The sequence below is a fragment of the Stenotrophomonas sp. TD3 genome (assembly GCF_001939825.1).
Classification (GTDB): domain Bacteria; phylum Pseudomonadota; class Gammaproteobacteria; order Xanthomonadales; family Xanthomonadaceae; genus Stenotrophomonas.
Map to the genome: position 1 here is coordinate 393,130 of NZ_MOYM01000003.1, position 22,974 is coordinate 416,103.

A 22,974-nucleotide genomic window follows, 5' to 3' on the forward strand; every position below is an offset into this window, starting at 1 on the left:
ATGGGTTCCCTTGTAGTGCCCGGTGAGCGCGCAGAAAGGGAACCGCGATTTCAAAGCGGACGCACGACGGTCCACCACGGCCAGCGCTGCTCGATGCGGATCGGCAGGGCGCGGGCCAGCAGTTGCAGAGCCTGCAGGCTGTCCAGGCGCGGTAGTACGGCGGTGACATTCAATGCGGCAAGTGCCGGATCACAGCCCAGATAGCCCTGGTGGTGGCGGGCCAGTTCGTCGATGACGCGGATCAAGGGTGTGTGCTGCACCTGCAGCCGGCCGTCCTGCCAGTCGCCACGCAGTGGATCCGCATCGACCGTCGACAGTCCACCCATCGGGCCGATCCGTGCCGCCCCGCCTGTGGGTACGTCAAGGGTCGCGCCGAACAGCGGCAGGCAGCGCACCACGCCCTCGAACACATCCAGGCGACTGCCCTGCGCCTCGCGGCCTACCGCGAAACGGGTGCCGATCGGCTGCAGGCGCGCGCCCGGCACGTGCACGGTCAAGGGCAGGCCGGCATGGGCGGGGTGGTGGCCGGTCTGCAGCAGCAGTTCGCCACGCAGCAGATGCAGGGCGCGGCGGCCGTTTCCGATGTCGATGGTGACTTCGCTGTCCGCGTTGAGCCACAGCTGGCTGCCATCCATCAGCGACCAGTGCCCGATATGCCCGGCAGCGGTGCGCTGTGTCTGCAGGCCGCGTTGTTCGCGCAGCCCGTGCAGGCCGAGCAGGGAGACCGCACCGATGCCGAGTGCGCCACCGAGACTGCGAAGTGCGCGTCGGCGGCGACGGCCGGCAGCATCGAGCGCCGTGGCAGCAGCCGGTGCCGACAGTGGAGCAAACGACTGCCAGACCGTCTCGACCCGGCGCCACGCATCGGCATGGCCAGCATCGGCATGCAGCCATGCGTGCCATTGCTGCTGGTCGCTGTCACTCCAGCCCTGCTGGCGCAGCGCGAACCACTCTGCCGCCTGCTCCAGCGCCGGGCTGGCCAGTGCGGCATTCATGCCGTGGCGTCGCCGGACAGGCGCAGGCAATGCAGCATCGCCTGCGCCATGTACTTCTTGACCATGCGCTCGGACACGCCCAGTTGTTGGCCGATCTCCGCATAGCCCAGGCCAGACAGTCGTGCCAGCAGGAACGCACGGCGTGGGCGTTCGGCCAGGCCGGACAGCATGTCGGCGATGGCATGCAGCAGCTGCAGCGCCTGCGTGCGTTCTTCCGCCGATGGATGCACTGGCTCCGGTTGCGCAGCCAGTGCGGCCAGGTAGGCACGCTCCAGGTCCGCGCGCTGCCAGTGGTTGACCAGCAGGGCGTGCGCGATGGTGCTGAGGTAAGCGCGCGGCAGCCGCAGTTCGGATGGATCGACGCGACGGCTGAGCAGGCGCACGAAGGTGTCCTGGGTAAGGTCGGCAGCGCAGTCGGCGTTGTGGGTGCGGCGGCGCAGCCAGCCCAGCAGCCAGCCATGGTGTTCGCGGTAGAACCCCGCCAGCGCAGTGCTGGAGGCGGCGGGCACGGCCATCGGCATCGATCATTAATGAGAATGATTCCCATTATATAGTGATCGAACGGCGGACGACAAACCCTGCGCACGCAGCAGCAGGCCGGAGGCGTGCATTTGCGATGCCCGCCGGGCTCGCCGACACTGCGGTTTTCCACAAGGAGTGCCCGCATGTTCAGCCACATCACCGTTGGAACGAACGACATGGACGTCGCGCATCGCTTCTACGATGCCCTGTTCACCGCGTTGGGCGCCCGTCCGGGTGTCTTCGATGACAAGGGTCGGCTGGTGTACTTCAAGGATGGCCGCATGTTCATCGTCACTGCACCGATCGATGGGCAGCCGGCGTGCCATGCCAACGGCGGCACCATCGGTTTCACCCTCGACAGCGCCGAGGCGGTGCGTGGCTGGCAGGATGCGGGCGTGGCCCATGGCGGCACCGCCATCGAAGACCCGGCCGGTATCCGCAACATGGCCGGGCGCCAGCTGTTCCTGGCCTACCTGCGCGATCCGGATGGCAACAAACTGTGCGCGGTGCATGTGATGTCGTGATTGGACAGTATGCGCGTGGCCGCGGTGCACGCGGTCCGCGCGCGGCTGCGCTCGCAGGCACGCTCCGGCGCGCGCGTGATAACACGGATTGGTAGGCCGGGCCTGTGACCACGGGCCGCAACTTCATGCTCTGTCCACTGCGGTTCAGCCAGAATCGGTCGGCTAACCCTTTGATCTACCGGAGAACGCCGCCCCATGGAAGCATTGGAGCCGCAACAATCCCCGGTGCGCACCCTTCGACCTGTGTTCGCCTTCGCGGCGATCGTTGTCGTGGCGTTCGCGCTGTTCGTCAGCCTGTTCCCGCTCGGTGCGGGCCGCCTTCTGGTCAAGGCGCAGGACTGGGCCGCACTCAATGTCGGCTGGTACTACCTGCTGGCGATGACCCTGTACCTGGTGTTCGTGGTCGGCGTGGCGCTGTCCAAGTACGGTGGCATCAAGCTCGGTGCCGACCATGACGAGCCGGAGTTCAGCTATCTCTCCTGGGCCGGCATGCTGTTCGCCGCCGGCATCAGCATCACCCTGTTCTTCTTCTGCGTCTCCGAGCCCCTGACCCATTACATGCAGCCGCCGCAGGGCGACCCGGCTGCGGGCGAGGCCGGGGCGCGCCAGGCCATGCAGCTGCTGTTCCTGCACTGGGGCCTGCATGGCTGGGGCGTGTTCGCGCTGGCGGCGATGGCGATGGCCTACTTCGCCTACCGCCACAACCTGCCGCTGGCGCTGCGTTCGGCGCTGTACCCGCTGATCGGCAAGCGCATCAACGGCCCGATCGGCTACACCGTGGACGCGCTGGGCATTGTCGCCACCGTGTTCGGCATCGGCGCCGACATGGGCTTCGGCGTGCTGCACCTCAACGCCGGCCTGTCGCACCTGTTCAACATCCCGCACTCCAACCTGGTGCAGATCATCCTGGTGGTCAGCATGATGGGTGCGGCGGTGGCCGTGGCCGTCTCCGGGGTGGAGAAGGGCGTGCGCTGGATGGCCAACATCAACATGCTGCTGGCGATCGCGCTGGTGCTGTTCATGCTGTGCGCCGGCCCCACCCAGTACCTGCTCAGCACGCTGATGCAGAACCTGGGCGACTACCTCGGCAGCGTGGTCGGCAAGAGTTTCGACGTGTACGCCTATGGCGGCCGACCGGAATGGCTGGGCGGCTGGACGGTGTTCTACTGGGCCTGGTGGATCGGCTGGGCGCCGTTCGTCGGCCTGTTCATCGCGCGTATCTCGCGCGGCCGCACCATCCGCGAATTCGTGTTCGGCGTGCTGCTGATTCCGCTGGGCTTCACCCTGGCGTGGCTGTCGATCTTCGGCAACAGCGCGCTGGACCAGGTGCTGCATCATGGCCAGCAGCAGCTGGCACAGCTGGCGGTGGATGATCCACCGACGGTGCTGTATGCATTGCTGGATGGCTACCCGTGGAGCCGCACGGTGATCGCCGTGACGGTGCTGGTCAGTTTCATCTTCTTCGTGACGTCGGCGGATTCGGGGGCGGTGGTGTTGTCCACGTTGTCCTCGCATGGCGGCGCGCCTGAGGATGACGGCCCGCGCTGGCTGCGCGTGTTCTGGGGCACCGTGATCGCGGTGCTGACCGCCGGGCTGCTGCTGGCCGGCAGCATCGATGCGCTCAAATCGGCGGTGGTGCTGGCGTCGCTGCCGTTCTCGGCGGTGCTGCTGCTGATGATGTGGGGGTTGACCCGCGCCTTCAGTGACGAATCGCACCGCAAGCGCGCGCTGCAGTACCGGCCCTCGCCGCTGATCGGTGACGACCGCCACCACCAGGGCTGGCGCCAGCGCCTGAGCCAGGCCATGCACTTCCCGGTGCGCGACCAGGTCTACCGCTTCATGGACGACACGGTGAAGCCGGCGATGGAAGCGGTGGCCGAACAGCTGCGCGGGCAGGGCTGGGACGTGGCCACGCGCTTCGAGGCCGGTGACATGGAGCTGTCGGTGAACCACGGCGAGCAGCAGGACTTCCTGTACCGGGTGATCCTGAGTGGCTACCTGACGCCGTCGTTCGCCGCGCAGCAGCTGCGCAACCAGCGCTACTACCGCGCTGAAGTGCACCTGTTCGAAGGCAGCCAGGACTACGACCTGGTCGGCTACAGCCGCAAGCAGATCATCAACGACATCATCAGCCAGTACGAACGGCACCTGCAGTTCCTGCACCTGAGCCGGTGATGCGGTGGGTGCGGACCGTTGGTCCGCACACCCCTGTAGAGCCGAGCCCATGCTCGGCTTCCTGTTGCCGAAGAGCAGCCGAGCATGGGCTCGGCTCTACAGGTGGCCTATCAGAACCGGTAGCGCGCGCCCAGCGAGACGAACTGCCCGCGCAGGTTGTACTGGCTGATGTCGAAGCCGTTGGAGCCACCGGCCGGGTCGAACGGCGGATCCTTGTCGGTCAGGTTCAGCACCGACAGCGACAGCGTGGTGTTGGGAATACCTTCGTAGGCCACGTACAGGTCCAGCTGGTGATACGGCTTGATCCGGTCGCGCAGCCCCGGGTTGCTGGTCGCCGTCGCCACACGCTGGTCATAGCCGCTCACGTACTGCAGGCTCAGCGTGCTGCTCCAGTCGCCCACCGCCCAGTTCAGCGAGGTGGTGCCGCGGGTGCGCGGCAGTGCGCCGTGGCGGTTGTTGCCGGCGCCGTCATACGGTGCCTGGCCGGCCACCAGCGGCTGCTTGAAGCTGAGCAGGTGGGTCCAGCTGCCGGCCACGGTGAAGTTGCCCCAGCCCTCGGTGCGGAAGGTGTGGTTGGCGTCCAGGTCCAGCCCCGAGGTGGTCAGCTCCCCCTGGTTGGCATACTGGTTGGTGATGAACTGGATGCGCCCCTGTGCATCACGCTGCACGCGTCCGGGGAACAGCGTCGGGTTGTCGACGATGAACTGCGCGCTGTCCGGCTTGACCAGGTTGTCCTGCTCGATGCGGTACCAGTCCAGGCCGATGCTGGTATCGCCATCGGGCGACCACACCGCGCCCACGTTGAAGTTGCGCGAGCGCTCGGCCTTCAGGTCCGGGTTACCGGTGCGGATGTTGGTCACGCCACGGCTGCCACCGGGCTGCAGCGGATCCAGTGGATCGATCACCGAGCCATAGCTGACGGTCTGGCCCGGCGCGATCTCCGGCAGCGACGGTGCACGGAAGCCACGCGAGAACGAGCCGCGCAGCAGCAGGCTGTCCAGCGGCTGCCAGCGCAGCGCTACCTTCGGCGAGAACGCGTTGCCGAAGTCGTCATAGTGATCGCCACGACCGGCCACCTGCAGCTCCAGGGTGCGGTGCAGCGGCACGCTCAGTTCGGCGTAGGCGGCGCTGACCTGGCGCTCGCCGTTCACCACGTTGATGGCCGGGCGCAGTTCGGTGCCCGACAGTACCTGCGCACTGGTACGTGCATCCAGCGATTCCTTGCGGAATTCGGCACCCCAGGCGAAGCCGACCGTGCCGGCCGGCAGTTCCCACAGCGAGGTCGATGCTTTGACGTTCAATGAGTGCAGCTTGTACCAGCCCGGTCGCTTGGTCTGCAGGCGCAGGGCATCCAGCGCCCCCGGCGTGCTGGACGGGTTGAGGAAGTTGTAGCTGCCATCGCGCAGGATCTGCTCGAACGCGTAGCGGTTGACGAAGTTGTCCACGTATTCGCGCTGTGCACTCTGCGAGGTCAGCGCTGCCACCTCCCAGTCCCAGCGCTCGCCGCTGCCGCGCACGCCGGCCAGGGCGCGGTAGAACACCTGCGTGTTGTCCTTCAGGCGCGGACCGAGGTCGAAGAAGGTGTACTCGAACGGCAGCGGCGTGCTGCCCGGATTGTTCGGGTGGCCGACCGGCAGCACCGCCGGCACGTCGATCAGGGTGCCGGTGGCCGGGTTGTACGCGCGCAGGCCGGGGCCGACGGTCAGCGGCGCGCTGAAGATCTGGTCGGCCTTGTTGTGGCTGTACAGTAGGTCGGCGAAGGCTTCGACGCTGTCGTTGAAGCGGTAGGTCGCGCTCAACGACGCCTGCAGGCGCTCGGCGCCGGGCTGCAGGGTCTTGAACGGCTGCGCGTTGAAGGCGCAGGCCTGGCCGGGCAGGGTGCTGCCGAAGTCGCTGTACGGGCGCAGCTGGCTGCCGTCGGGGCAGTTGGCGAACGGCTGCGGCGCGCGTGGGTTGGACAGCCAGTTGCCACCGGCGGTGGACCAGCCGGCCAGGCGGCCACCGGGCTTGTCGCGGAAGTCACCACTGCGGGTATAGGCACGGTCGTCGCCATCGAGGCGGTCACGCTTGAGCAGGTCCAGCCCGAACAGCACGTTCCAGCCCTGCTGTTCCAGGTCACCGAAGCCGGCCAGCAGGTTGGCCTTGCGCTCGTCCAGGCCGCCCTGGGTGGCGGTACCGAAGCCGCCGCCGATTTCCACGCCCTGGAAGTTCTTTCGCAGGATGATGTTGATGACGCCGGCGATGGCGTCGGAGCCGTACACCGCCGAGGCACCGTCCTTCAGCACTTCGATGCGTTCGACCGCGCTGATCGGCAGTGCGTTGAGGTCGACGAAGGTGTCCTGGGTATTGAGTGCGAAGCCGAAGTTGGAGACTCGATAGCCGTTGACCAGCACCAGCGTGTTCTTCGGCGACAGGCCGCGCAGGCCGATCGACGCCGAGCCCGCGGCGAAGCTGCCGGTGTACTGCTCGTCGAAACTGTTGCCGGCATTGGCCGACAGGTTGCGCAGCACGTCGGTGAGGGTGGAGCGGCCGGTCTGTTCGATCTGTTCGCGGCTGACGATCTGCACCGGGTTCGGCCCGGCGGTATCGCTGCGCTTGATGTTGGAGCCGGTCACCAGCACGGTGCCGAGGGTGGTGCTGTCCTTGCCGGAGTCGGCGGTTTCAGCGGCGCCGGCAGCGCCGGCGGTGAGGCCCAGCGCAATCGCGCCGGCAAGCAGGTTCAGGGTGGTGCGGTACATGGAAGCGACAACGCCGAACGGGGGAGGAGCCGTCAGTACCGCACGCAGCCGCGCACGCCTTCCAATGACGAAAGCGCATTCAGTTATACATCACAGGTTCTTAACGAAATGGGCGGTCCTGTCATCGACCGCTGCGGTGGGTGCGGACCGATCTGTGGTGGGTGCGGACCGTTGGTCCGCACGCTCCTGGCGGGTCAGAGCCTTTCCATTCTGGAAAGGGATCCGACCCGGGGCCCATCAAGGCCGCAGCAGCACCTTGCCGTTGCGGCCCGAACCCGCGCCTGCCTTCACTGCCTGGGCGATGTCGTCCAGTGCGAAGACCTGCTCCACCGGCAGCGTCAGCTCACCACTGGCCGCACGCTTGAGCAGCTCGCTGACCAGCCGGCGCTTGTCCTCCACTGCCATCGCCTGGCTGACCTTGCTGCCCCAGAAGCCCTTCACCGTGGCTTCCTTGTAGATCAGGCCGCCGGCGGGAATGCGCATCGGTTCGCCGCTCATCACCCCGAACGACACCAGGGTGCCGTGGTGGCCGAGCAGGTCGACCAGATCGCCGCTGGCGTCGCCGCCAATGGAATCCACCGCGGCCGCCGCCTGGGCTTCGCCGGTGGCGGCGCGCACGCGATCCTTCCAGCCGTCCACCGAGGTATCGAACACATGATCGATGCCCAGCGCCTGCAGCTGCGCGACCGCGTCGGCATTGCGCACCAGGTTGGCCACGTGCACGCCGCGCGCCCGCGCCAGCATCGCCAGCGACTTGCCCACCGCGCCGTTGGCGGTGTTCTGCACGATCCACTGGCCCGCTTCGACGTGCAGGAATTCCAGCAGCATCAGCGCGCTCAGCGGCATCGCGATCAGCTGCGCGGCCATTTCGTCGGGGATCGCGTCCGGCATCGGAATCACCATGCGTGCCGGTGCAATGAACGCTTCGGCCCAGGTGCCATGCACCGAAGCGGCGGCAACCCGTTGGCCGATCTGCAGGCCGTCGACGCCTTCGCCAAGCGCATCGACCACGCCCAGCGCTTCACTGCCACCGATGGCCGGCAGCGTCGGCTTGTAGCCGTAGAGGCCGCGCACGGTCAGCAGGTCGTGATTGTGGATGGAAGCCAGCACGGTGCGGATGCGCACCTCGCCGGGGCCGGGCTCGGGCAGGGCGGCATCGGCAATGGCGAGGACGTCGGCCGGGTTGCCGAAGGAGGGGTACTGGGCAGCGCGCATGGGCGATGTTCCGGGGAATGTGGATGTTGTATCGAACTGGGGACGCTGGGGGTGTCGACAAGGCGTCGCCACTGCAACACGGCATCCTGCGACGGATCGTCGCGTCATGTCGTGATTACCGCATCTTGTGTTGACGGCTCGGAATATCCCCACTATGTTGTGGCCGTCACTCCCGGTCAGCCGCCGCCGCCGGACATGCAGCAAACGTCCCGCGGCCCGCCCCTGAAGGCTTGCCGTGTCGACGCGGCCGCCATCGTGCGGACACAGGTCGCCCCCACGGCCCGGATACCGGCCGCAGGCGCAGGCGCATGCCGACGACCTGGTGTTCCCGCGCTTTGGCATCCCACCCCGATCGCCCCGTGCGCCGGTATCGCGTGCAGGGCTGCCACGGCATCGACGCCACCGTGCGTGCGAGCCTGGAGACGCAGGACCATGACCGACAACACCTACCGCGCGGCCGATCTGGCCGGCGCCGGCGACGCTTTGCGCGCTGGTGGCGAGCGCGTGCCAACCTGGATCACCAAGGAGGCCGGCAACCGCCGCCTGCCGTTCGACGCCGAGCGCCTGCAGCGCAGCATCGATGCGGTGCATGCCGAGTTCCCGCAGCTGGATGTGAGCGACTACCGCCGCGTGGTGCAGGCGATGGTCGAGCGCAAGCCGAGCATCAGCGCCGACGACCTGGTCGATCTGCTGATCCGCGAGGCCGAATCGCGCGTGGACCTGGTCGCGCCGGAGTGGGAGCAGTTTGCCGCGCGCATCTACCTGCGCCGCCTGTACAAGCGCGCCAGCCGCAACCGCTTCTACGATGTCAGCCTGAAGTACGGCTCCTACGTGGGCCTGCAGGAAAGCCTGGCTGACCGAGGCATCTACAGCAACGACATCCTGCGCTGCTATTCGAAGGAAGAGCTGCAGCAGGCCGGCGAGATGATCGACCCGGATCGCGACCGCCTGTTTGCCTACAACGGCCTGTACCTGCTGGCCACGCGCTACCTGGCCAGCGACCGCAGTCGTGAGGTCTATGAGCTGCCACAGGAACGCTGGCTGACCATCGCGCTGTACCTGATGCAGGAGGAAAAACCGCGTGAGCGGCGCATGCAGCTGGTTGGCGAGGCGTACTGGGCGCTGTCCAACCTGTACATGACCGTGGCCACGCCGACGCTGGCCAATGCCGGCAAGGTGGGCGGCCAGCTGTCCAGCTGCTTCATCGACACGGTGGACGACAGCCTGCAGGGCATCTATGACTCCAATACCGACATCGCGCGCGTGTCCAAGCACGGCGGCGGCGTTGGTGCCTATCTGGGCTATGTGCGCAGCAGCGGCGCGCCGATCCGTGGCGTGCCCAATTCCTCCGGCGGCGTGGTGCCGTGGATCAAGCAGCTCAACAACACCGCGGTGTCGGTCGACCAGCTCGGCCAGCGCAAGGGCGCGGTGGCGGTGTACCTGGACATCTGGCACCGCGACATCGAAGCCTTCATGGACCTGCGCCTCAACAACGGTGACCAGCGCCTGCGCGCGCACGATGTGTTCACCTCGGTGTGCGTGCCGGACCTGTTCATGGAAGCGGTCGAGCGCCGTGCCGACTGGTACCTGTTCGACCCGCACGAGGTGAAGCAGGCCAAGGGCTGGTACCTGCAGGATTTCTACGACGAGAAGCGTGGTTCGGGCAGCTTCCGCGACCGCTATGCCGAGCTGGTGGCCGATGAACGCATCAGTCGCCGCACGGTGAAGGCCATCGATCTGTTCAAGCGGATCATGCTCAGCCAGCTGGAGACCGGCAACCCGTTCCTGTTCTACCGCGACGAGGTCAACCGTCGTAACCCGAACAAGCACGCGGGCATGATCTATTCCAGCAACCTGTGCACCGAGATCCTGCAGAACATGAGCCCGACGCGGATGATCCAGGAGATCGTCAGCGGCGACCAGATCGTCACCACGCGCCGCGCCGGCGACTTCGTGGTCTGCAACCTGTCCTCGATCAACCTCGGTCGGGCGATCAGTGCGCCGGATGACCTGCTGGCCACCGATGTGCTGGAGCGCCTGATCCCGATCCAGGTGCGCATGCTCGACAACGTGATCGACCTCAACGCACTGCCGGTGCCGCAGGCCACGATCACCAACCGCAAGTACCGCGCCATCGGCCTGGGTACCTTCGGCTGGCACCACCTGCTGGCGCAGCAGGCGATCCAGTGGGAATCGCCGGATGCCGAACAGCTGGCCGACCGCCTGTATGAGCGCATCAACTTCCTGACCATCCAGGCCAGCATGCAGCTGGCAAAGGAGAAGGGCAGCTACCCGATGTTCGCCGGCAGCGATTGGCACAACGGACGCTACTTCAGCGACCGCGACTACAGCGGCGCGGCCTGGGACAGCCTGGCCCGCGAGGTCGCCACGCACGGCCTGCGCAACGGATGGCTGCTGGCGGTCGCGCCGAACATGAGCACCGCGCAGATTGCCGGTTCCACCGCCTCGATCGACCCGATCTACAGCGCGTTCTACTACGAGGAGAAGAAGGACTTCCGGCGGCCGGTGGCAGCACCGGGGCTGTCGCTGGAAACCTGGCCGTATTACGAGAAGGGCGCCTACAAGGTCGATCAGTTCGCCAGCGTCCGCCAGAATGCGCGCCGCCAGCGCCATGTTGATCAGTCGATCAGCTTCAACCTGTACGTGCCCAGCACGATCCGCGCCAGCACGCTGCTGGAGCTGCACCTGAGCGCCTGGCGCGAAGGCCTGAAGACCACCTACTACGTGCGCTCCAACGATATCGACATCAGCGAATGCGAGTGGTGCTCCAGCTGATCACTGCTGACCCACGGTAGTGCCGGCCATTGGCCGGCAACCCCGCGATCTACGGTAGTGCCGGCCGCTGGCCGGCAACACGATAGAAAGAGAACGAAGGCAGAAACCCATGGCAACCCCCCTCGACCGCATCAAGATCCTCGAACCGCGCCATCCCAATCGCAGCACCGGCATCATCAACGGTCGCACCAGCGGCATCCTCAACTGGAACGATATCCCGTACCCGTCCTTCTATCGGGCCTACAAGGAGCTGTCGACCAACTTCTGGATTCCCGACGAGGTCGACATGAAGGCCGATGCGCGCCAGTACGGCGAGCTGTCCGGGCGCGAGAAGAACGCCTACGATTCCATCATCGGCCTGCTCGCCACACTGGATTCACCGCAGACCCGCTTCATCTACAACGTGGCCGAGTACATCACCGACCCGGCTGCGCATGCCAATGCCGCGATCATCGGCCAGCAGGAAGTGATCCACAACGAGAGCTACAGCTACGTGCTGGCCTCGATCACCGACCTGCCGAACCAGAACCGCGTGTTTGAGCTGGCACGCACCCATCCGACCATCATCAAGCGCAACGCACCGATCATGGGCGCGTATGACGATTTCATGCGCGAGAAGACCGCCGAGACCCTGCTGAAGTCGCTGATCCAGTCCTCGATCCTGGAGGGCATCAACTTCTATTCCGGGTTTGCGTACTTCTATAACATGGTGCGGCAGAACCGCATGACCGGCACCGGCAAGATCATCAGCTTCATCAACCGCGACGAGCTGGCCCATACCAAGTTCATCAGCGAGCTGATCCGCGCCATCATCGGCGAGAACCCGGAGCTGCAGACCAACGAACTGACCGCCTATGTGCACCAGGCGTTCGAGCACGCCATCGAACTGGAGACCCAGTGGTCGTCGGAAGTACTCGACGGCATCGACGGTATCGATGTGGAGGAAATGACGCGCTACGTGAAGTACCGGGCCAACAAGATGGCCGGCATGCTCGGCATCGAGCGCCTGTACAGCGATACCACCGACAACGTGATGCCGTGGATCAAGGCCTACGCCGACAACTTCACCGAGACCAAGACCGACTTCTTCGAGATGCGCAATGCAAGTTACAAGAAGACCAACGTCGACAACGGCTTCGACGACCTCTGAGCCCGGCGCGGCGCTGCGCATCCTGCTGGTGGTGGCCTCGTTGAGTGGCAACACCCGCGAGCTTGGCCGGCAGATTGCCGAGCATTGCCGCGCTGCCGGCCATGCCGTCCACTGGCAGGAGGCCGACGACCTGCGCCAGGCGCCGCCGCTGGCGGCCGATGAGGCCGACCTGGTGCTGCTGGGTTGCTGGACCGACAACGCCGGCCGCACGCCGTCGGAGATGAAGGCGTGGGTGGCCGGTATTGCCGAGCGCGGCGAGCAGCCACGGCAGCTGGCGGTGTTCGGCACTGGCGAAACGCAGTGGGGGCAGGAGTACTACTGCGGCGCCGTGCACCGCCTGATCCGCTATTTCCGCAGTGACTACCCGCCGCTGGAAATCGAACAGATGCCGCATGGTCAACGCCATGCGGGGGCCATCGAGGCCTGGACCGACGCGGTCCTGGCCCATTACTGGAGCAACACCGATGCAGATCATCGACGCCACCACGCCTGAGCAGTTCCAGCAGCTGCTGGCCGAACACCCGCGGGTGCTGGTGGATTTCCACAAGGATCAGTGCCCGGGCTGCCGGATGCTGGAAATGTCGCTGCACCGCGTGGCCAACAGCGTGGCGGGGCAGGGCACCACCTTGCTGCGCGTGCAGCTGGAAGTGCTGGGCGAGGCGTTCTTCAGGGAACTGGGGCTGCGGCAGACGCCGACGCTCTCGCTGTTCCGTGACGGTGATGAACGCACCCGCCTGGCCGGGTTCCAGTCGCCGCAGCAGATCGAGGCCGCGATCGCGTTGCATCTGTAGCGCGCGATCCGGGCTTCTGTAGAGTCGAGCCATGCTCGACTGCTGTTCGCACGATGATGGATGGAGTCGAGCATGGCTCGACTCTACAAGAGCATCCACGCATGGCGTGGATCTACTGGCGGAACCCGATGTCTGTAGAGTCGAGCCATGCTCGACTGCTGTTCGCGCGGTGTGCGATGAGTCGAGCATGGCTCGACTCTACAAGAGCATCCACGCATGGCGTGGATCTACTGGGTCCAACCCCTGGATCTGGCCTCACCCGCCGTTGAAGGTATCCACCAGCAGCTTCACGTTCAACACCATGATCACCAGCGCGATCACCCAGGCGATGCTGCCCAGCCAGCGTGGGGCCACCAGTGCACCCATCGTCACCTTGTCGGTCACGATCCGCACCAGCGGGATGATCGCGAACGGCAGCTGCATCGACAGCACCACCTGGCTCAGCACCAGCAGCTTCACCGCGCCCTGGTCGCCGAACAGCATGATCACCACCACCACCGGAATGATCGCCAGCGCCCGCGTGATCAGCCGCCGCAGCCACGGCGGCAGGCGCAGGTGCAGGAAGCCTTCCATGACGATCTGGCCGGCCAACGTCGCGGTCACCGTCGAATTCAGGCCGGAGGCCAGCAGGGCGATCGCGAACAGCGTCGCCGCCGCACCCACGCCCAGCATCGGTGCCAGCAGCTGGTGCGCCTGTTCGATGTCTTCCACATCGAAACGTCCATTGGCATGGAACACCGCCGCCGCCAGGATCAGGATGCTGGCGTTGATGAACAACGCGAGGGTCAGCGCAATGGTGCTGTCGGTGACCGCCCAGCGCAGCGCGCTGCGGCGGCCTTCATCGGTACGCGGGTAGGCGCGGGTCTGCACGATGGAGGAATGCAGGTACAGGTTGTGCGGCATCACCGTGGCGCCAATGATGCCGATGGCGATGTACAGCGCATGCGGATCGGTCACCACCTGTGCGCGCGGTATGAAGCCGCCCAGCACCGCCATCACCGGCGGCGCCGCCATCGCGATCTGCACCACGAAGCACGCGAAGATCACCATCAGCAGCGCGATCACGAAGGCTTCCAGTGCACGGAAACCTCGGTTCATCAGCAGCAGCACCAGCAGCGTATCCAGCGCAGTGATCACCGCGCCCCACAGCAGCGGCAGGTCGAACAACAGCTTCAAGGCGATTGCGGTGCCGATCACCTCGGCCAGGTCGCAGGCGATGATCGCCGCCTCGCACAGCGCCCACAGCGCCAGGTTCACCGGCTTCGGGTAACGCGCGCGGCAGGCCTGCGCCAGGTCCATGCCGGTGGCGATGCCGAGCCGCGCCGACAGCGCCTGCAGGATCACCGCCATCAGGTTGGAAATCAGGATGACCGACAGCAGCAGGTAGCCGAAGCGCGAACCGCCGGCGAGGTCGGTGGCCCAGTTTCCCGGGTCCATGTAGCCGACCGAGATCATGTAGCCGGGGCCGAGGAAGGCCAGCAGGCGGAACCACCAATGGCCCTTGTCGGGCACCGCGACCGAGGCGTTGAGCGCACCCAGGCTGGCCGGAGTGGAGGCCGAAGGGTCGCGGGGCGCCAGGGTGTTCATGGGTCCGAATATAGCTCCTGCTATAGTCATTAGCAATGTGAAACAATCGTCTTTATCGCGTTACTGGTCCAGAATTCAGGTTCAACACCGGAGTACACCGGAAGGACAGGCGCAGGCGTGGGCAAGACCGACGATTCGACATCGCTGAAAAGCACCCCCTTGATCGAGGCCGAGCGCCAGGTCGAGAGCTTCCGGCAGGTACGCGAGGCGCACCGGATGGAGCTGGTGGAGGACTATGTCGAGCTGATCTCGGACCTGCTGGCCGACGGCGGCGAGGCCCGCCAGGTCGATATCGCCACCCGCCTGGGCGTGGCCCAGCCTACCGTGGCGAAGATGCTGCGGCGGCTGGCCCGTGACGGCTGGGTGGTGCAGCGGCCCTACCGCGGTGTGTTCCTGACCCCGGAAGGCGAGGCGCTGGCCCATGCCAGCCGTCAGCGCCACCAGACGGTGGAGCGTTTCCTGCTGGCGCTGGGTGTGGACCCGGATACCGCACGGCGCGATGCCGAGGGTATCGAACACCATGTAAGTGAACAGACGTTGGCGTTGTTCGAAGCGTTCGTGCGCAAGGCCGAGGGCGGGGCGCCGTAACGGTAGCGCCGGGCCATGCCCGGCGGGTGTCCGTGTGGTGGCGGAATCAGGTGTTCTGTAGAGCCGAGCCATGCTCGGCTGCCGTTCGCGCGGTGATGGAATCAGTCGAGCATGGCTCGACTCTACAAATGCATCCACGCATGGCGTGGATCTACTTGCGGAATCTGCTTTTGTTCGCGCGACCCTACAATCCAGGCGGACATCGCGCCTGCTGCTGCGCGCACGCCCGTTTCGTCCATTCCTTCAATACAGGTTGCAGGCCATCGTAGCGGCGCCCGTGCCAGCCATTGGCAAGTACATTCCCGTCGGCATCGATCAGCACCAGGTTCGGCGGTGCCAGCCCAGCCAAGGCCTGCAGTGCCGGCATGCGCGCGGCGCGGCGCGGGTCCAGCACCGGCCACGGCATGTCCTGCGCGTGCATGTAACGGCGCAGTGCGGCCTCGCTCTCATCCAGGCTGACGTACACCACCTCGGTGTCGGCGCCGGCCTGGCGCAGCGCATCGCGCACGCCGCGCAGCGTGGGAACGAAGGCATGGCACGGTGCACACCAGTCGGCGCCGAAATACAGTGCAACCAGTTTCGGTGGCGGCGACCATTGCATCGGCCGCAGCGATCGCTGCTCGGGACGCATCAACGAGGCGGCGACCTGCGTGTGCAGGTCTGCCGCCATCGCCGGTACGGCCAGCAGCAGCGCGCCGGCCAGCAGTAGCGCTCGCAATGCTTCAGCTCGCAGTGCTTCAGAACGCATAGCGCAGGTTGACGTACCACGAGCGCGCGAAACGCGGCCCGTAGACATAGTCGCTGTCACGCAGCGCCCCCACTTCCAGGTCCTTCTGTCGCTGGTCGAAGACGTTCTTGACGCCTGCGGCCACCGACACTTCCTGCTGTGCCTGCGCGCCCAGATGCCGGTGCCAGCGCGCCCCGAGGTCGGTGACCAGGAACGAGCGCGTGCGGTGCAACTCGCCCAGCCGGTTGTTCAGCACCGACATCGGGCCCGTGTGGCGCAGCGCGACGAAGGTCTCCCACGGCTCGGCCGGCATCCAGCTGAGTTGGGCCAGGCCGGTCCAGCGCGGGGTCTTCAGGTAGTCGCGGCTTTCGATCACGGTGTCGCCACCGTCGCCGGTGTCGTCGAAGATGCGTTGCGGTTCGCGGAAGCGCGTGCGGTACCACGAGGCACCGGCGGTCAGGCGCCACTGCGGCGACGGCTGCCAGCCGAGGTTGGTTTCCGCGCCCAGCACATTGGAGCCGGAGGCGTTGTAGCGCAGCTGGCTCAGTTGTCCGTCATCACCGCGCTGGATCTCGCCCAGAGCGAACGTGTCGCGGATACGGGCGTACGAGGCGGTGGCATCCCAGCTCCAGACCGGATTGGCCGGGTCCGAACGCCAGTCGAAGCCGAACAGGGTGGTCAACGCGCGCTCCTCCTTCAGGCCGTCGATGTTGCGCACACGCACCTGTTCGCCACCCAGGGTATCGACATGCACGTCCTCGACGAAGATTTCCGGTGCACGGAAGCCAGTGGCAACGCCTGCCCGCCACTTCAGGTTCGGCGTGGCCTGCCAGGCCAGCGCGATGCGCGGCGAGAACACCGCGTTGTCCAGCTCCGAGCTCTTGTCCACGCGTGCGCCCAGCACCAGGTCGACGTTGTCGCGCAGGCTCCATTCGTCCTGGATGAAGGCGCCCAGATTGTGGAAGGTCGCATCCTCCAGCACGGCGAGACGCTGCCCGTCACCGGTGCGGTTGTCGTCGCGCAGCGCCTCGTGCTTGTACTGCACGCCGAAGGCGAGCGCGTGCGCGCCCAGCCGCCAGTTCAACTGGCTGTCGATGTAGTGCAGCGGGTTGTGGGTGCGGCCGTACTGGCGCCATGAACGCGAGGCCGCGCTGCCGGCGACGTTGGGGTCCAGCTGCGACGGGTCATAGCCGGGCGCGGACGGATCGGTGACCACGTCACCCAGACCGCCATAGAAGCTGTCACGGTCGATGTCGGCGAAGGCGTAGGCCAGGCGGAAGTCGACGTCGGCATTGATCTCCTGGTCCCACGACACGCTGCCGCGCCGGTACTTCGTATCCAGCGATTCGGCGATGTTGGCCAGGTATTCGGGCTGGTCCAGGCGGTTGCCGCCGCGGCGGGTTTCATCGGTCACCTGCAGGTCCAGGCGAAGCCGCGTGCCCGGCGTGGGCGCATACCAGGCCTGCAGCCCGCCGACCTTGAGGTTCTTGCGGGTGATCTCGGTGTAGCCGTCACCGTTGTAGTCGATGCCGCTGTTCCAGTTGCGCTGGGCGATCACCGACAGGCCGGCGTCTGCGTCCTTGGCCACCAGGTCCAGCCGCACGTCGGCGTTCTTCTGCGGTGTTCCCTTCAGGACATCCACGCCGGCCTGCACATGGCCACCGCTGCGCGCCGGCAGCGGCGGGATCAGGTTGATCACACCGGCAACCGCGCCCGGGCCGTACAACGCCGAGCCGCCGCCCTTGACCACTTCGATGCGGTCGACGAACCCGGCCGGGATCTGTTCCAGGCCGTACACGCTGCCCAGCGTGGACAGCAGCGGGATGCCATCGAACAGCAACTGGTTGTAGGCACCGGGCAGGCCCAGCAGCTGCACTTCGCTGGTGTTGCAGTTCTGGCAGTTGCTCTCCACGCGCAGGCCGTTGATCAGCTCGGCGGCACGCGAGAAGTCGGTGGCCGCATGCAGTGCGATGTCTTCCTTGCGCAGCACTTCGGTGCGGATCGGCACGTCCGACAGCAGGCGTTCGCTGCGGGTGGCGGTGCTGACTTTCACCTGCACCCGATCCAGTTCGGTCGGTTTCGGGGTGGCTGCCACTGCGGGCAGTGGCAGGGTGAGGGCAATGGCGGCAGCCAGTGGCAGGCGGCGAAGGAGGGAAACGGGCATGAGGCGTCGTCCTTGGGGAGGGAGGGCGGCGAGGGCGACCTGGCTGGCGCATATGAAAGCAGTGGCTTATCAATATAGCAAGAGCTATATAACGAAGCCGCGGCAATTCGGTGAGGAGCACTCATTCAGGTGGATCATGGGTGTGTTATAACATTACATTAAGCGACCACAACCCTGCCGGTGGTCATGCACGGAGAATGGCGTTGCCGTGTGGCGCAGGGAGACGGGGTCAGAGCCCTTTCCTTTGGAAAGGGATCCGACCCGGGAAGCGGGTTGTCAGCCGCGGCGGAACGCGGCGGGGGTACGCGCGCCGACGATGATCATGCGGATCATCGTGGAGATCTGCTCGACCAGCTCCGGATCCTTCTCCGGCGGCAGGTCCATGGCGGTGGCGCCCATCGCGAACACCAGCCGGGTGATGGCCTTGGCCACCAGTTCCGGCGCATGCAGTACCGCGCCGTCCAATGCAGCCAGGCGCACCAGGTCGTGCTGCAGCTCTTCCTCGAAGTAGTGCAGCTCGCGTTCGACCGCGTGCTTGAAGTCGTCCGAGCCAACCGCGCCCTCGCGCAGCAGCACGTGCAGCAGCTTGTCGTCGGCGCGCAGCTGCTCCATGAAGGTCTCCACCGAGACCCGCACCACGCTGGTGGCGGTGGAGGTGGCACGCTGGCGGGCCTCGCCGATGATGGTGCGCAGCGAGCGGCCGGCCGCATCGATCAGCGCCACGGCCAGTTCGTCCATGTCGCGGAACTGCCGGTAGAAGCTGTTCGGCGCGATGCCGGCCTCACGTGCCACTTCGCGCAGGCTGAGCGTGGACAGGCTGCGGTGCGGCCCGATCAGTTTCAGGGCGGCGGCCAGCAGATCCTCGCGGCTCACCGTACGGCGGGCCGGGCTGTTGGCATCTTCGGGCGTCGACAAGGCGGTGGCAGCGGCCATGGGGGTTCCGGTGGGGCGAGGCTGAATCATACCCAATCCGGTTCAATATACACATGTATACACAGGTGTATGTGCGCCCGTATAGTTCGCCCATGAGCGCTGTCGTCCGTCCGTCCCTGTTCTCTCCTTACCGCTGGGTCTCGCCGTCGCTGTTCGATTTCTGGGCGGGCCAGCTCAATCCCCTGTGGACCCTGCGCGAGCCGGTGGCCCGCCTGGTCCGGCGCGAGCCGGCCGGCGAGGGCGCGGCAACCCTGGTCCTGCGCACCAACCGGCACTGGGCCGGCATGCGCGCTGGCCAGCACGTCACCCTGGGCGTGGAGATTGAAGGGCGCCTGTGGCAGCGCAGCTACAGCCCCACCGCACTTGGCCCGCGCGAGCTGGCGATCACCGTCAAGGCGGTCGACGGCGGCCGGGTCAGCCAGCACCTGGTGAACCATGCGCAGCCGGGCGAGCTGTTCCGCCTCGATGCCGCCTTCGGTGAATTCCATATGCCGGCCGCGGCGCCGGTGCTGCTGCTGGCGGCCGGCAGTGGCATCACGCCGATGCGCAGCCTGTTGCGCGAAGCCTGCCAACGCCCGCTGGCCGCCCCCGTGGATCTGTTCTACTGGGAGCGCAGCGCTGCCCACCTGCAGTTCCGTGATGAGCTGCAGGCATTGGCCGCCAGCCAGCCGAACCTGCGTGTGCACCTGCTGACCACCCGCGAAGGCGATGTACCCGCCGCACGCATCGATGCCCACGACCTTCAGGTGGCCGGCGATGACACCCCGCTGGCGCAGCGCCATGTACTGGCCTGTGGCCCGGATGGATTCGTTGCCGCCGCGCGCGAACGCCTGGCGCACCAGGTCGCCGGTTTCCAGGCAGAAGCGTTCACTCCGCCGGCACCGCTGCGTGACGCCAGCAGTGAAGGGCAGGTGGTGCTGACACTGGCGCGCAGTGGCCGCCAGCTGAGCGTGCCGCGTGGCAGCTCGTTGCTGGAAAGCCTGGAAGCGCATGGCATCAAGCCCAAGCATGGCTGCCGCATGGGCATCTGCAACACCTGCAGCTGTGACCGCGTCAGTGGCGCCACCCGCCACCTGCGTACCGGCGACCTGCAGTCCGAATCGGCACAGCCGGTGCGGATCTGCGTGAGCGCACCGACCACCGACCTGACCCTGGATCTCTGAGGACGCCTGCCATGACCCGCGCTACCGACCGTGCCCTGAGTACTGCCGAGATGCATGCCTTCGGTGAGGAACTCGACGCGATCCGCGACCGTGTGATCGGCAGCCTCGGCGCCTCCGATACCCGCTACATCCGTCGCGTGGCCGCTGCCGTGCGCTGGTTCGGTGTGGGGGGCCGTGGCCTGCTGTTCCTGGCGGCGTTCTCGCCGCTGTTCTGGATGCCGCTGCTGTGGCCGGCCGCGATCACCGGCACGCTGCTGCTGGCGCTGTCGAAGATCCTGGAGAACATGGAGCTGGGCCACAACGTCATGCACGGCCAGTTCGACTGGACCGGCGACCCCAAGCTCAACGGCAACACCTACGAGTGGGACATCGTTGCCACCGCCGACAACTGGCGCAAGACCCACAATTTCCGCCACCACACCTACACCAACGTGCGTGGCATGGACGATGACATCGGTTATGGCCTGCTGCGCATCTTCCCGGAGCAGCGCTGGAAGCCGTTCTACCTGCTGCAGCCGATCATCGCGCCGATCTTCGCGCTGCTGTTCCAGTGGGGCGTGGCCGCGCAGGACCTGCGCCTGGGCCGCTGGCTGAAGGGCCGCATGAGTGCCCGTGCGATGTGGCTGCAGACCCGCCCGGTGGCGCGCAAGATGCTGCGCCAGGTGCTGAAGGACTACGTGTTCTTCCCGCTGCTGGCCGGCCCGTTCTTCCTCACCGTGATGCTGGGCAACCTGGTTGCCAACGGCCTGCGCAACATCTGGACCTACGTGATCATCTTCTGCGGCCACTTCACCGCCGAATCGGAAACCTTCCCGAAGGAATGCCTGCGCAATGAATCGCGCGGCCACTGGTACCTGCGCCAGCTGCGCGGTTCGTCCAACATCAGCGGCGGCTTCCTGATCAACGTGCTTTCGGGCAACCTCAGCCACCAGATCGAGCACCACTTCTACCCGGACCTGCCGGCCAACCGCTACGCGGCCATCGCCAAGGAAGTGAAGGACATCTGTCGCCGTTACGGCCAGCACTACAACAACGGCTCGCTGCCGCGCCAGTTCGGCCAGGTGGTCTGGCGCATCCTGCGCCACGCATTCCCGAGCAAGCCGCGCCGCCTGCCGATGTCGGACATCATGTCCGCACCGGCATCGGCCAACGCGGGCTGATCGACTCAGCCCGCTTTCGCCAGGTCCGCCTGCTCGCGGTCCAGGCGCCGCAGGAACACCTGCATTTCCTTGCGTGCCTGCTGGTCGCCCTTGCTGCCGGCCACGCTCAGCCCGCGCTGCCACGCTTCGCGCGCCGCCTGCGGCTGGCCACTGGCCAGCCAGGCCTTGCCGAGCAGCTTCCACGCCGCTGAATACTGCGGATCAAGCACCACGCAACGGCCAAGATGGGTCGCCGCACGCACCGGGTTGCCGGCATCCAGCCAGCCTTTGCCCAGGCCGAAGCGCAGCAGCGCGCCGTCCTTGCCGGCGGCGAGCATGCATTCCAGAGCCTCGATGTTCATCCGCGCACCTCCACCAGCAGTTCGGCCGGTCCGGGCTGGAAACGGCCGCGATGGAACAGCAGCGGCGCACCGCCGTTCTCGTGTACCGCTATGATGCGACCGGCCAGCAGCAGGTGATCACCCACCGGCCACTGCGCGTGGCGGGTACAGGTGAGATGGGCCACCGCACCGGCGATGCGCGGTGGTGCGTCTTCGTCGTCGTCCAGCAGTGGCAGGTCGTCGAAGCGGTTGCGTACCTGCGGATCGGCGAAGCGCCGTGCCAGTGCTTCCTGGTCGGCCGCCAGCACGCTGATCGCAAAGCGGGTGGCGCGCTGGAAGGTGGACAGGCTCTGCGCGTGCAGCGCCAGGTTCCACAACACCAGCGGCGGCTGCAGCGACACCGGCACGAACGAGTTGATGGTCAGGCCGACCGGTTTTCCCTGCGCATCGCGTGCGCAGACGATGGCGACGCCGGTCGGGAAATGGCCGAGCAGCCGCCGCAATGCACGCGGCGGCATCTTGACCGACGGCACCGGGGCCGGAGCGGGGAAGACCCCCGCCCACGGCCCGGCGTACGGCAGTGTCTCGCCGCTCATGAGGCCCGGGCCTGGCGGTAGCGCCGGCCGACCTCGGCCCAGTTGATGATGTTGAAGAAGGCGCCGATGTAGTCCGGGCGACGGTTCTGGTAGTGCAGGTAGTAGGCGTGCTCCCAGACGTCCAGTGCGAGGATCGGGGTATTGCCGGACAGGCCGACGGCTGCACCCATCAGCGGGCTGTCCTGGTTGGCACTGCTTTCCACCTGCAGGCCGCCATCACGATCGCTGGTCAGCCAGGCCCAGCCACTGCCGAAACGGGTCTGCGCAGCCTTGGTGAAGGCGTCCTTGAAGGCGTCGAAACTGCCGAGGTCACGGTCAATGGCCGCGGCCAGCTCGTCATCGGGCGCGCCGCCGTCGGTGCTGAGCACGGTCCAGAACAGGCTGTGGTTGGCGTGGCCGCCGCCGTTGTTGCGGACCGCGCCGCGCTGCGCCTCGGGCACGGCATCGAGGTTGGCGATCAGCGCCTCGACCGGTTGTTCGGCGATGCCGGCCTGCTCGATGGCGGCATTGAGGTTGTTGACGTAGGTCTGGTGGTGCTTGCTGTGATGGATTTCCATCGTGCGCGCATCGAAATGCGGCTCGAGGGCGTCATAGGCGTAGGGGAGCGGGGGGAGCGAGTACGACATCGAAGCAATCTCCGTGGGGAAGGCCAGGGGGTTGGCCGTGCGGAGATCGTTATCTCACCTCAACATTGGTTGAGGTCAAGAGCGGGATTGAAATGCGTGCGCGTTCATCGCCTTGATTCTTCCTGGCAGGCAGGGGCTGATGGGTCAGCCCCTGCAGGAAAGCTCCCTGCGCTGGCGTGGAGGCGGAATCAAAGGCAGGAGCAG

General features: G+C 66.5%; 20 protein-coding genes. 9 read left to right on the top strand and 11 right to left on the bottom strand.

The window, feature by feature from the left end; genetic code table 11:
* Positions 1–50 precede the first annotated feature (50 nt).
* Both BKE09_RS21390 and BKE09_RS21395 read right to left on the bottom strand, forming a co-directional pair.
* Positions 51–995, bottom strand: a complete 945-nt coding sequence (locus tag BKE09_RS21390; protein WP_075677912.1) for a FecR domain-containing protein — start codon at positions 993–995, stop codon at positions 51–53.
* A complete protein-coding gene (locus BKE09_RS21395) occupies positions 992–1,510 on the bottom strand; it encodes a sigma-70 family RNA polymerase sigma factor (protein WP_075677914.1) in 519 nt (172 codons plus the stop codon). The genes BKE09_RS21390 and BKE09_RS21395 overlap by 4 nt, the downstream gene beginning before the upstream one ends.
* A 150-nt stretch (positions 1,511–1,660) precedes the next feature.
* Between BKE09_RS21395 and BKE09_RS21400 the strand changes: the two genes are divergently transcribed.
* The gene (locus BKE09_RS21400; protein WP_014037502.1) at positions 1,661–2,041 is read left to right on the top strand and encodes a VOC family protein; all 381 of its coding nucleotides are present in this window, start codon (positions 1,661–1,663) and stop codon (positions 2,039–2,041) included.
* A gap of 195 nt (positions 2,042–2,236) precedes the next feature.
* Positions 2,237–4,216: a choline BCCT transporter BetT gene (betT, locus tag BKE09_RS21405; RefSeq protein ID WP_075677916.1), complete on the top strand. Its 1,980-nt coding sequence runs from the start codon at positions 2,237–2,239 to the stop codon at positions 4,214–4,216.
* Positions 4,217–4,326: 110 nt separating this feature from the next.
* Here the strand turns inward: betT and BKE09_RS21410 are convergent, their stop codons facing one another.
* Both BKE09_RS21410 and BKE09_RS21415 read right to left on the bottom strand, forming a co-directional pair.
* The gene (locus BKE09_RS21410) at positions 4,327–6,954 is read right to left on the bottom strand and encodes a TonB-dependent receptor (protein WP_075677918.1); all 2,628 of its coding nucleotides are present in this window, start codon (positions 6,952–6,954) and stop codon (positions 4,327–4,329) included.
* Between the two features lie 237 nt (positions 6,955–7,191).
* A complete protein-coding gene (locus BKE09_RS21415; RefSeq protein ID WP_075677920.1) occupies positions 7,192–8,169 on the bottom strand; it encodes a zinc-binding dehydrogenase in 978 nt (325 codons plus the stop codon).
* A gap of 432 nt (positions 8,170–8,601) precedes the next feature.
* On the opposite strand from BKE09_RS21415, the gene BKE09_RS21420 reads away from it, so the two are divergent.
* The 4 genes from BKE09_RS21420 to BKE09_RS21435 all read left to right on the top strand — a co-directional run bounded on the left by BKE09_RS21420 (position 8,602) and on the right by BKE09_RS21435 (position 12,906).
* A complete protein-coding gene (locus BKE09_RS21420; RefSeq protein ID WP_075677922.1) occupies positions 8,602–10,965 on the top strand; it encodes a ribonucleoside-diphosphate reductase subunit alpha in 2,364 nt (787 codons plus the stop codon).
* Between the two features lie 109 nt (positions 10,966–11,074).
* Positions 11,075–12,115, top strand: coding sequence for a ribonucleotide-diphosphate reductase subunit beta (locus BKE09_RS21425; protein ID WP_008267116.1), 1,041 nt, complete (start codon positions 11,075–11,077; stop codon positions 12,113–12,115).
* Between the two features lie 13 nt (positions 12,116–12,128).
* Positions 12,129–12,608, top strand: a complete 480-nt coding sequence (locus BKE09_RS21430) for a flavodoxin (protein WP_075678338.1) — start codon at positions 12,129–12,131, stop codon at positions 12,606–12,608.
* Positions 12,580–12,906: a thioredoxin family protein gene (locus tag BKE09_RS21435; RefSeq protein ID WP_005409967.1), complete on the top strand. Its 327-nt coding sequence runs from the start codon at positions 12,580–12,582 to the stop codon at positions 12,904–12,906. Before BKE09_RS21430 ends, BKE09_RS21435 begins: the two co-directional genes overlap by 29 nt.
* A gap of 255 nt (positions 12,907–13,161) precedes the next feature.
* Here the strand turns inward: BKE09_RS21435 and BKE09_RS21440 are convergent, their stop codons facing one another.
* Positions 13,162–14,493, bottom strand: a complete 1,332-nt coding sequence (locus tag BKE09_RS21440) for an Nramp family divalent metal transporter (RefSeq protein WP_075677924.1) — start codon at positions 14,491–14,493, stop codon at positions 13,162–13,164.
* Between the two features lie 117 nt (positions 14,494–14,610).
* Here BKE09_RS21440 and mntR point away from each other — a divergent pair, with 117 nt between their 5' ends.
* Positions 14,611–15,081, top strand: a complete 471-nt coding sequence (mntR, locus tag BKE09_RS21445) for a manganese-binding transcriptional regulator MntR (RefSeq protein ID WP_014037494.1) — start codon at positions 14,611–14,613, stop codon at positions 15,079–15,081.
* A 184-nt stretch (positions 15,082–15,265) separates the two neighbouring features.
* Here mntR and BKE09_RS21450 read toward each other — a convergent pair whose 3' ends face one another.
* From BKE09_RS21450 to fabR, 3 genes are all read right to left on the bottom strand, one after another.
* Complete coding sequence (locus BKE09_RS21450) at positions 15,266–15,814, bottom strand: thioredoxin-like domain-containing protein (RefSeq protein ID WP_075678339.1); 549 nt, start codon at positions 15,812–15,814, stop codon at positions 15,266–15,268.
* Between the two features lie 4 nt (positions 15,815–15,818).
* The gene (locus tag BKE09_RS21455; RefSeq protein WP_075677926.1) at positions 15,819–17,972 is read right to left on the bottom strand and encodes a TonB-dependent receptor; all 2,154 of its coding nucleotides are present in this window, start codon (positions 17,970–17,972) and stop codon (positions 15,819–15,821) included.
* A 276-nt stretch (positions 17,973–18,248) separates the two neighbouring features.
* Entirely contained in the window at positions 18,249–18,905 is a 657-nt protein-coding gene (gene fabR / locus BKE09_RS21460; protein ID WP_005409961.1) for an HTH-type transcriptional repressor FabR, read from the bottom strand.
* A gap of 92 nt (positions 18,906–18,997) precedes the next feature.
* On the opposite strand from fabR, the gene BKE09_RS21465 reads away from it, so the two are divergent.
* Positions 18,998–20,068: a ferredoxin reductase gene (locus BKE09_RS21465; protein WP_075677928.1), complete on the top strand. Its 1,071-nt coding sequence runs from the start codon at positions 18,998–19,000 to the stop codon at positions 20,066–20,068.
* Between the two features lie 11 nt (positions 20,069–20,079).
* Entirely contained in the window at positions 20,080–21,228 is a 1,149-nt protein-coding gene (locus BKE09_RS21470; RefSeq protein ID WP_075677930.1) for an acyl-CoA desaturase, read from the top strand.
* Positions 21,229–21,233: 5 nt separating this feature from the next.
* Here BKE09_RS21470 and BKE09_RS21475 read toward each other — a convergent pair whose 3' ends face one another.
* Genes BKE09_RS21475 through BKE09_RS21485 form a run of 3 tightly spaced genes read right to left on the bottom strand, consistent with a single transcriptional unit; the run spans position 21,234 to position 22,770 of the window.
* Positions 21,234–21,569, bottom strand: coding sequence for a tetratricopeptide repeat protein (locus BKE09_RS21475; protein WP_005409958.1), 336 nt, complete (start codon positions 21,567–21,569; stop codon positions 21,234–21,236).
* Positions 21,566–22,144: a flavin reductase family protein gene (locus tag BKE09_RS21480; protein WP_075677932.1), complete on the bottom strand. Its 579-nt coding sequence runs from the start codon at positions 22,142–22,144 to the stop codon at positions 21,566–21,568. The genes BKE09_RS21475 and BKE09_RS21480 overlap by 4 nt, the downstream gene beginning before the upstream one ends.
* Complete coding sequence (locus BKE09_RS21485) at positions 22,141–22,770, bottom strand: superoxide dismutase (protein WP_075677934.1); 630 nt, start codon at positions 22,768–22,770, stop codon at positions 22,141–22,143. The genes BKE09_RS21480 and BKE09_RS21485 overlap by 4 nt, the downstream gene beginning before the upstream one ends.
* Positions 22,771–22,974 lie beyond the last annotated feature (204 nt).

Bases quoted from the DNA above. Each gene is read 5' to 3' on its own strand.
- BKE09_RS21390 (WP_075677912.1), bottom strand. From the start codon at position 995: ATGAATGCCGCACTGGCCAGCCCGGCGCTGGAGCAGGCGGCAGAGTGG.
- BKE09_RS21395 (WP_075677914.1), bottom strand. From the start codon at position 1,510: ATGGCCGTGCCCGCCGCCTCCAGCACTGCGCTGGCGGGGTTCTACCGC.
- BKE09_RS21400 (WP_014037502.1), top strand. From the start codon at position 1,661: ATGTTCAGCCACATCACCGTTGGAACGAACGACATGGACGTCGCGCAT.
- betT (WP_075677916.1), top strand. From the start codon at position 2,237: ATGGAAGCATTGGAGCCGCAACAATCCCCGGTGCGCACCCTTCGACCT.
- BKE09_RS21410 (WP_075677918.1), bottom strand. From the start codon at position 6,954: ATGTACCGCACCACCCTGAACCTGCTTGCCGGCGCGATTGCGCTGGGC.
- BKE09_RS21415 (WP_075677920.1), bottom strand. From the start codon at position 8,169: ATGCGCGCTGCCCAGTACCCCTCCTTCGGCAACCCGGCCGACGTCCTC.
- BKE09_RS21420 (WP_075677922.1), top strand. From the start codon at position 8,602: ATGACCGACAACACCTACCGCGCGGCCGATCTGGCCGGCGCCGGCGAC.
- BKE09_RS21425 (WP_008267116.1), top strand. From the start codon at position 11,075: ATGGCAACCCCCCTCGACCGCATCAAGATCCTCGAACCGCGCCATCCC.
- BKE09_RS21435 (WP_005409967.1), top strand. From the start codon at position 12,580: ATGCAGATCATCGACGCCACCACGCCTGAGCAGTTCCAGCAGCTGCTG.
- BKE09_RS21440 (WP_075677924.1), bottom strand. From the start codon at position 14,493: ATGAACACCCTGGCGCCCCGCGACCCTTCGGCCTCCACTCCGGCCAGC.
- BKE09_RS21455 (WP_075677926.1), bottom strand. From the start codon at position 17,972: ATGCCCGTTTCCCTCCTTCGCCGCCTGCCACTGGCTGCCGCCATTGCC.
- fabR (WP_005409961.1), bottom strand. From the start codon at position 18,905: ATGGCCGCTGCCACCGCCTTGTCGACGCCCGAAGATGCCAACAGCCCG.
- BKE09_RS21465 (WP_075677928.1), top strand. From the start codon at position 18,998: ATGAGCGCTGTCGTCCGTCCGTCCCTGTTCTCTCCTTACCGCTGGGTC.
- BKE09_RS21470 (WP_075677930.1), top strand. From the start codon at position 20,080: ATGACCCGCGCTACCGACCGTGCCCTGAGTACTGCCGAGATGCATGCC.
- BKE09_RS21475 (WP_005409958.1), bottom strand. From the start codon at position 21,569: ATGAACATCGAGGCTCTGGAATGCATGCTCGCCGCCGGCAAGGACGGC.
- BKE09_RS21480 (WP_075677932.1), bottom strand. From the start codon at position 22,144: ATGAGCGGCGAGACACTGCCGTACGCCGGGCCGTGGGCGGGGGTCTTC.
- BKE09_RS21485 (WP_075677934.1), bottom strand. From the start codon at position 22,770: ATGTCGTACTCGCTCCCCCCGCTCCCCTACGCCTATGACGCCCTCGAG.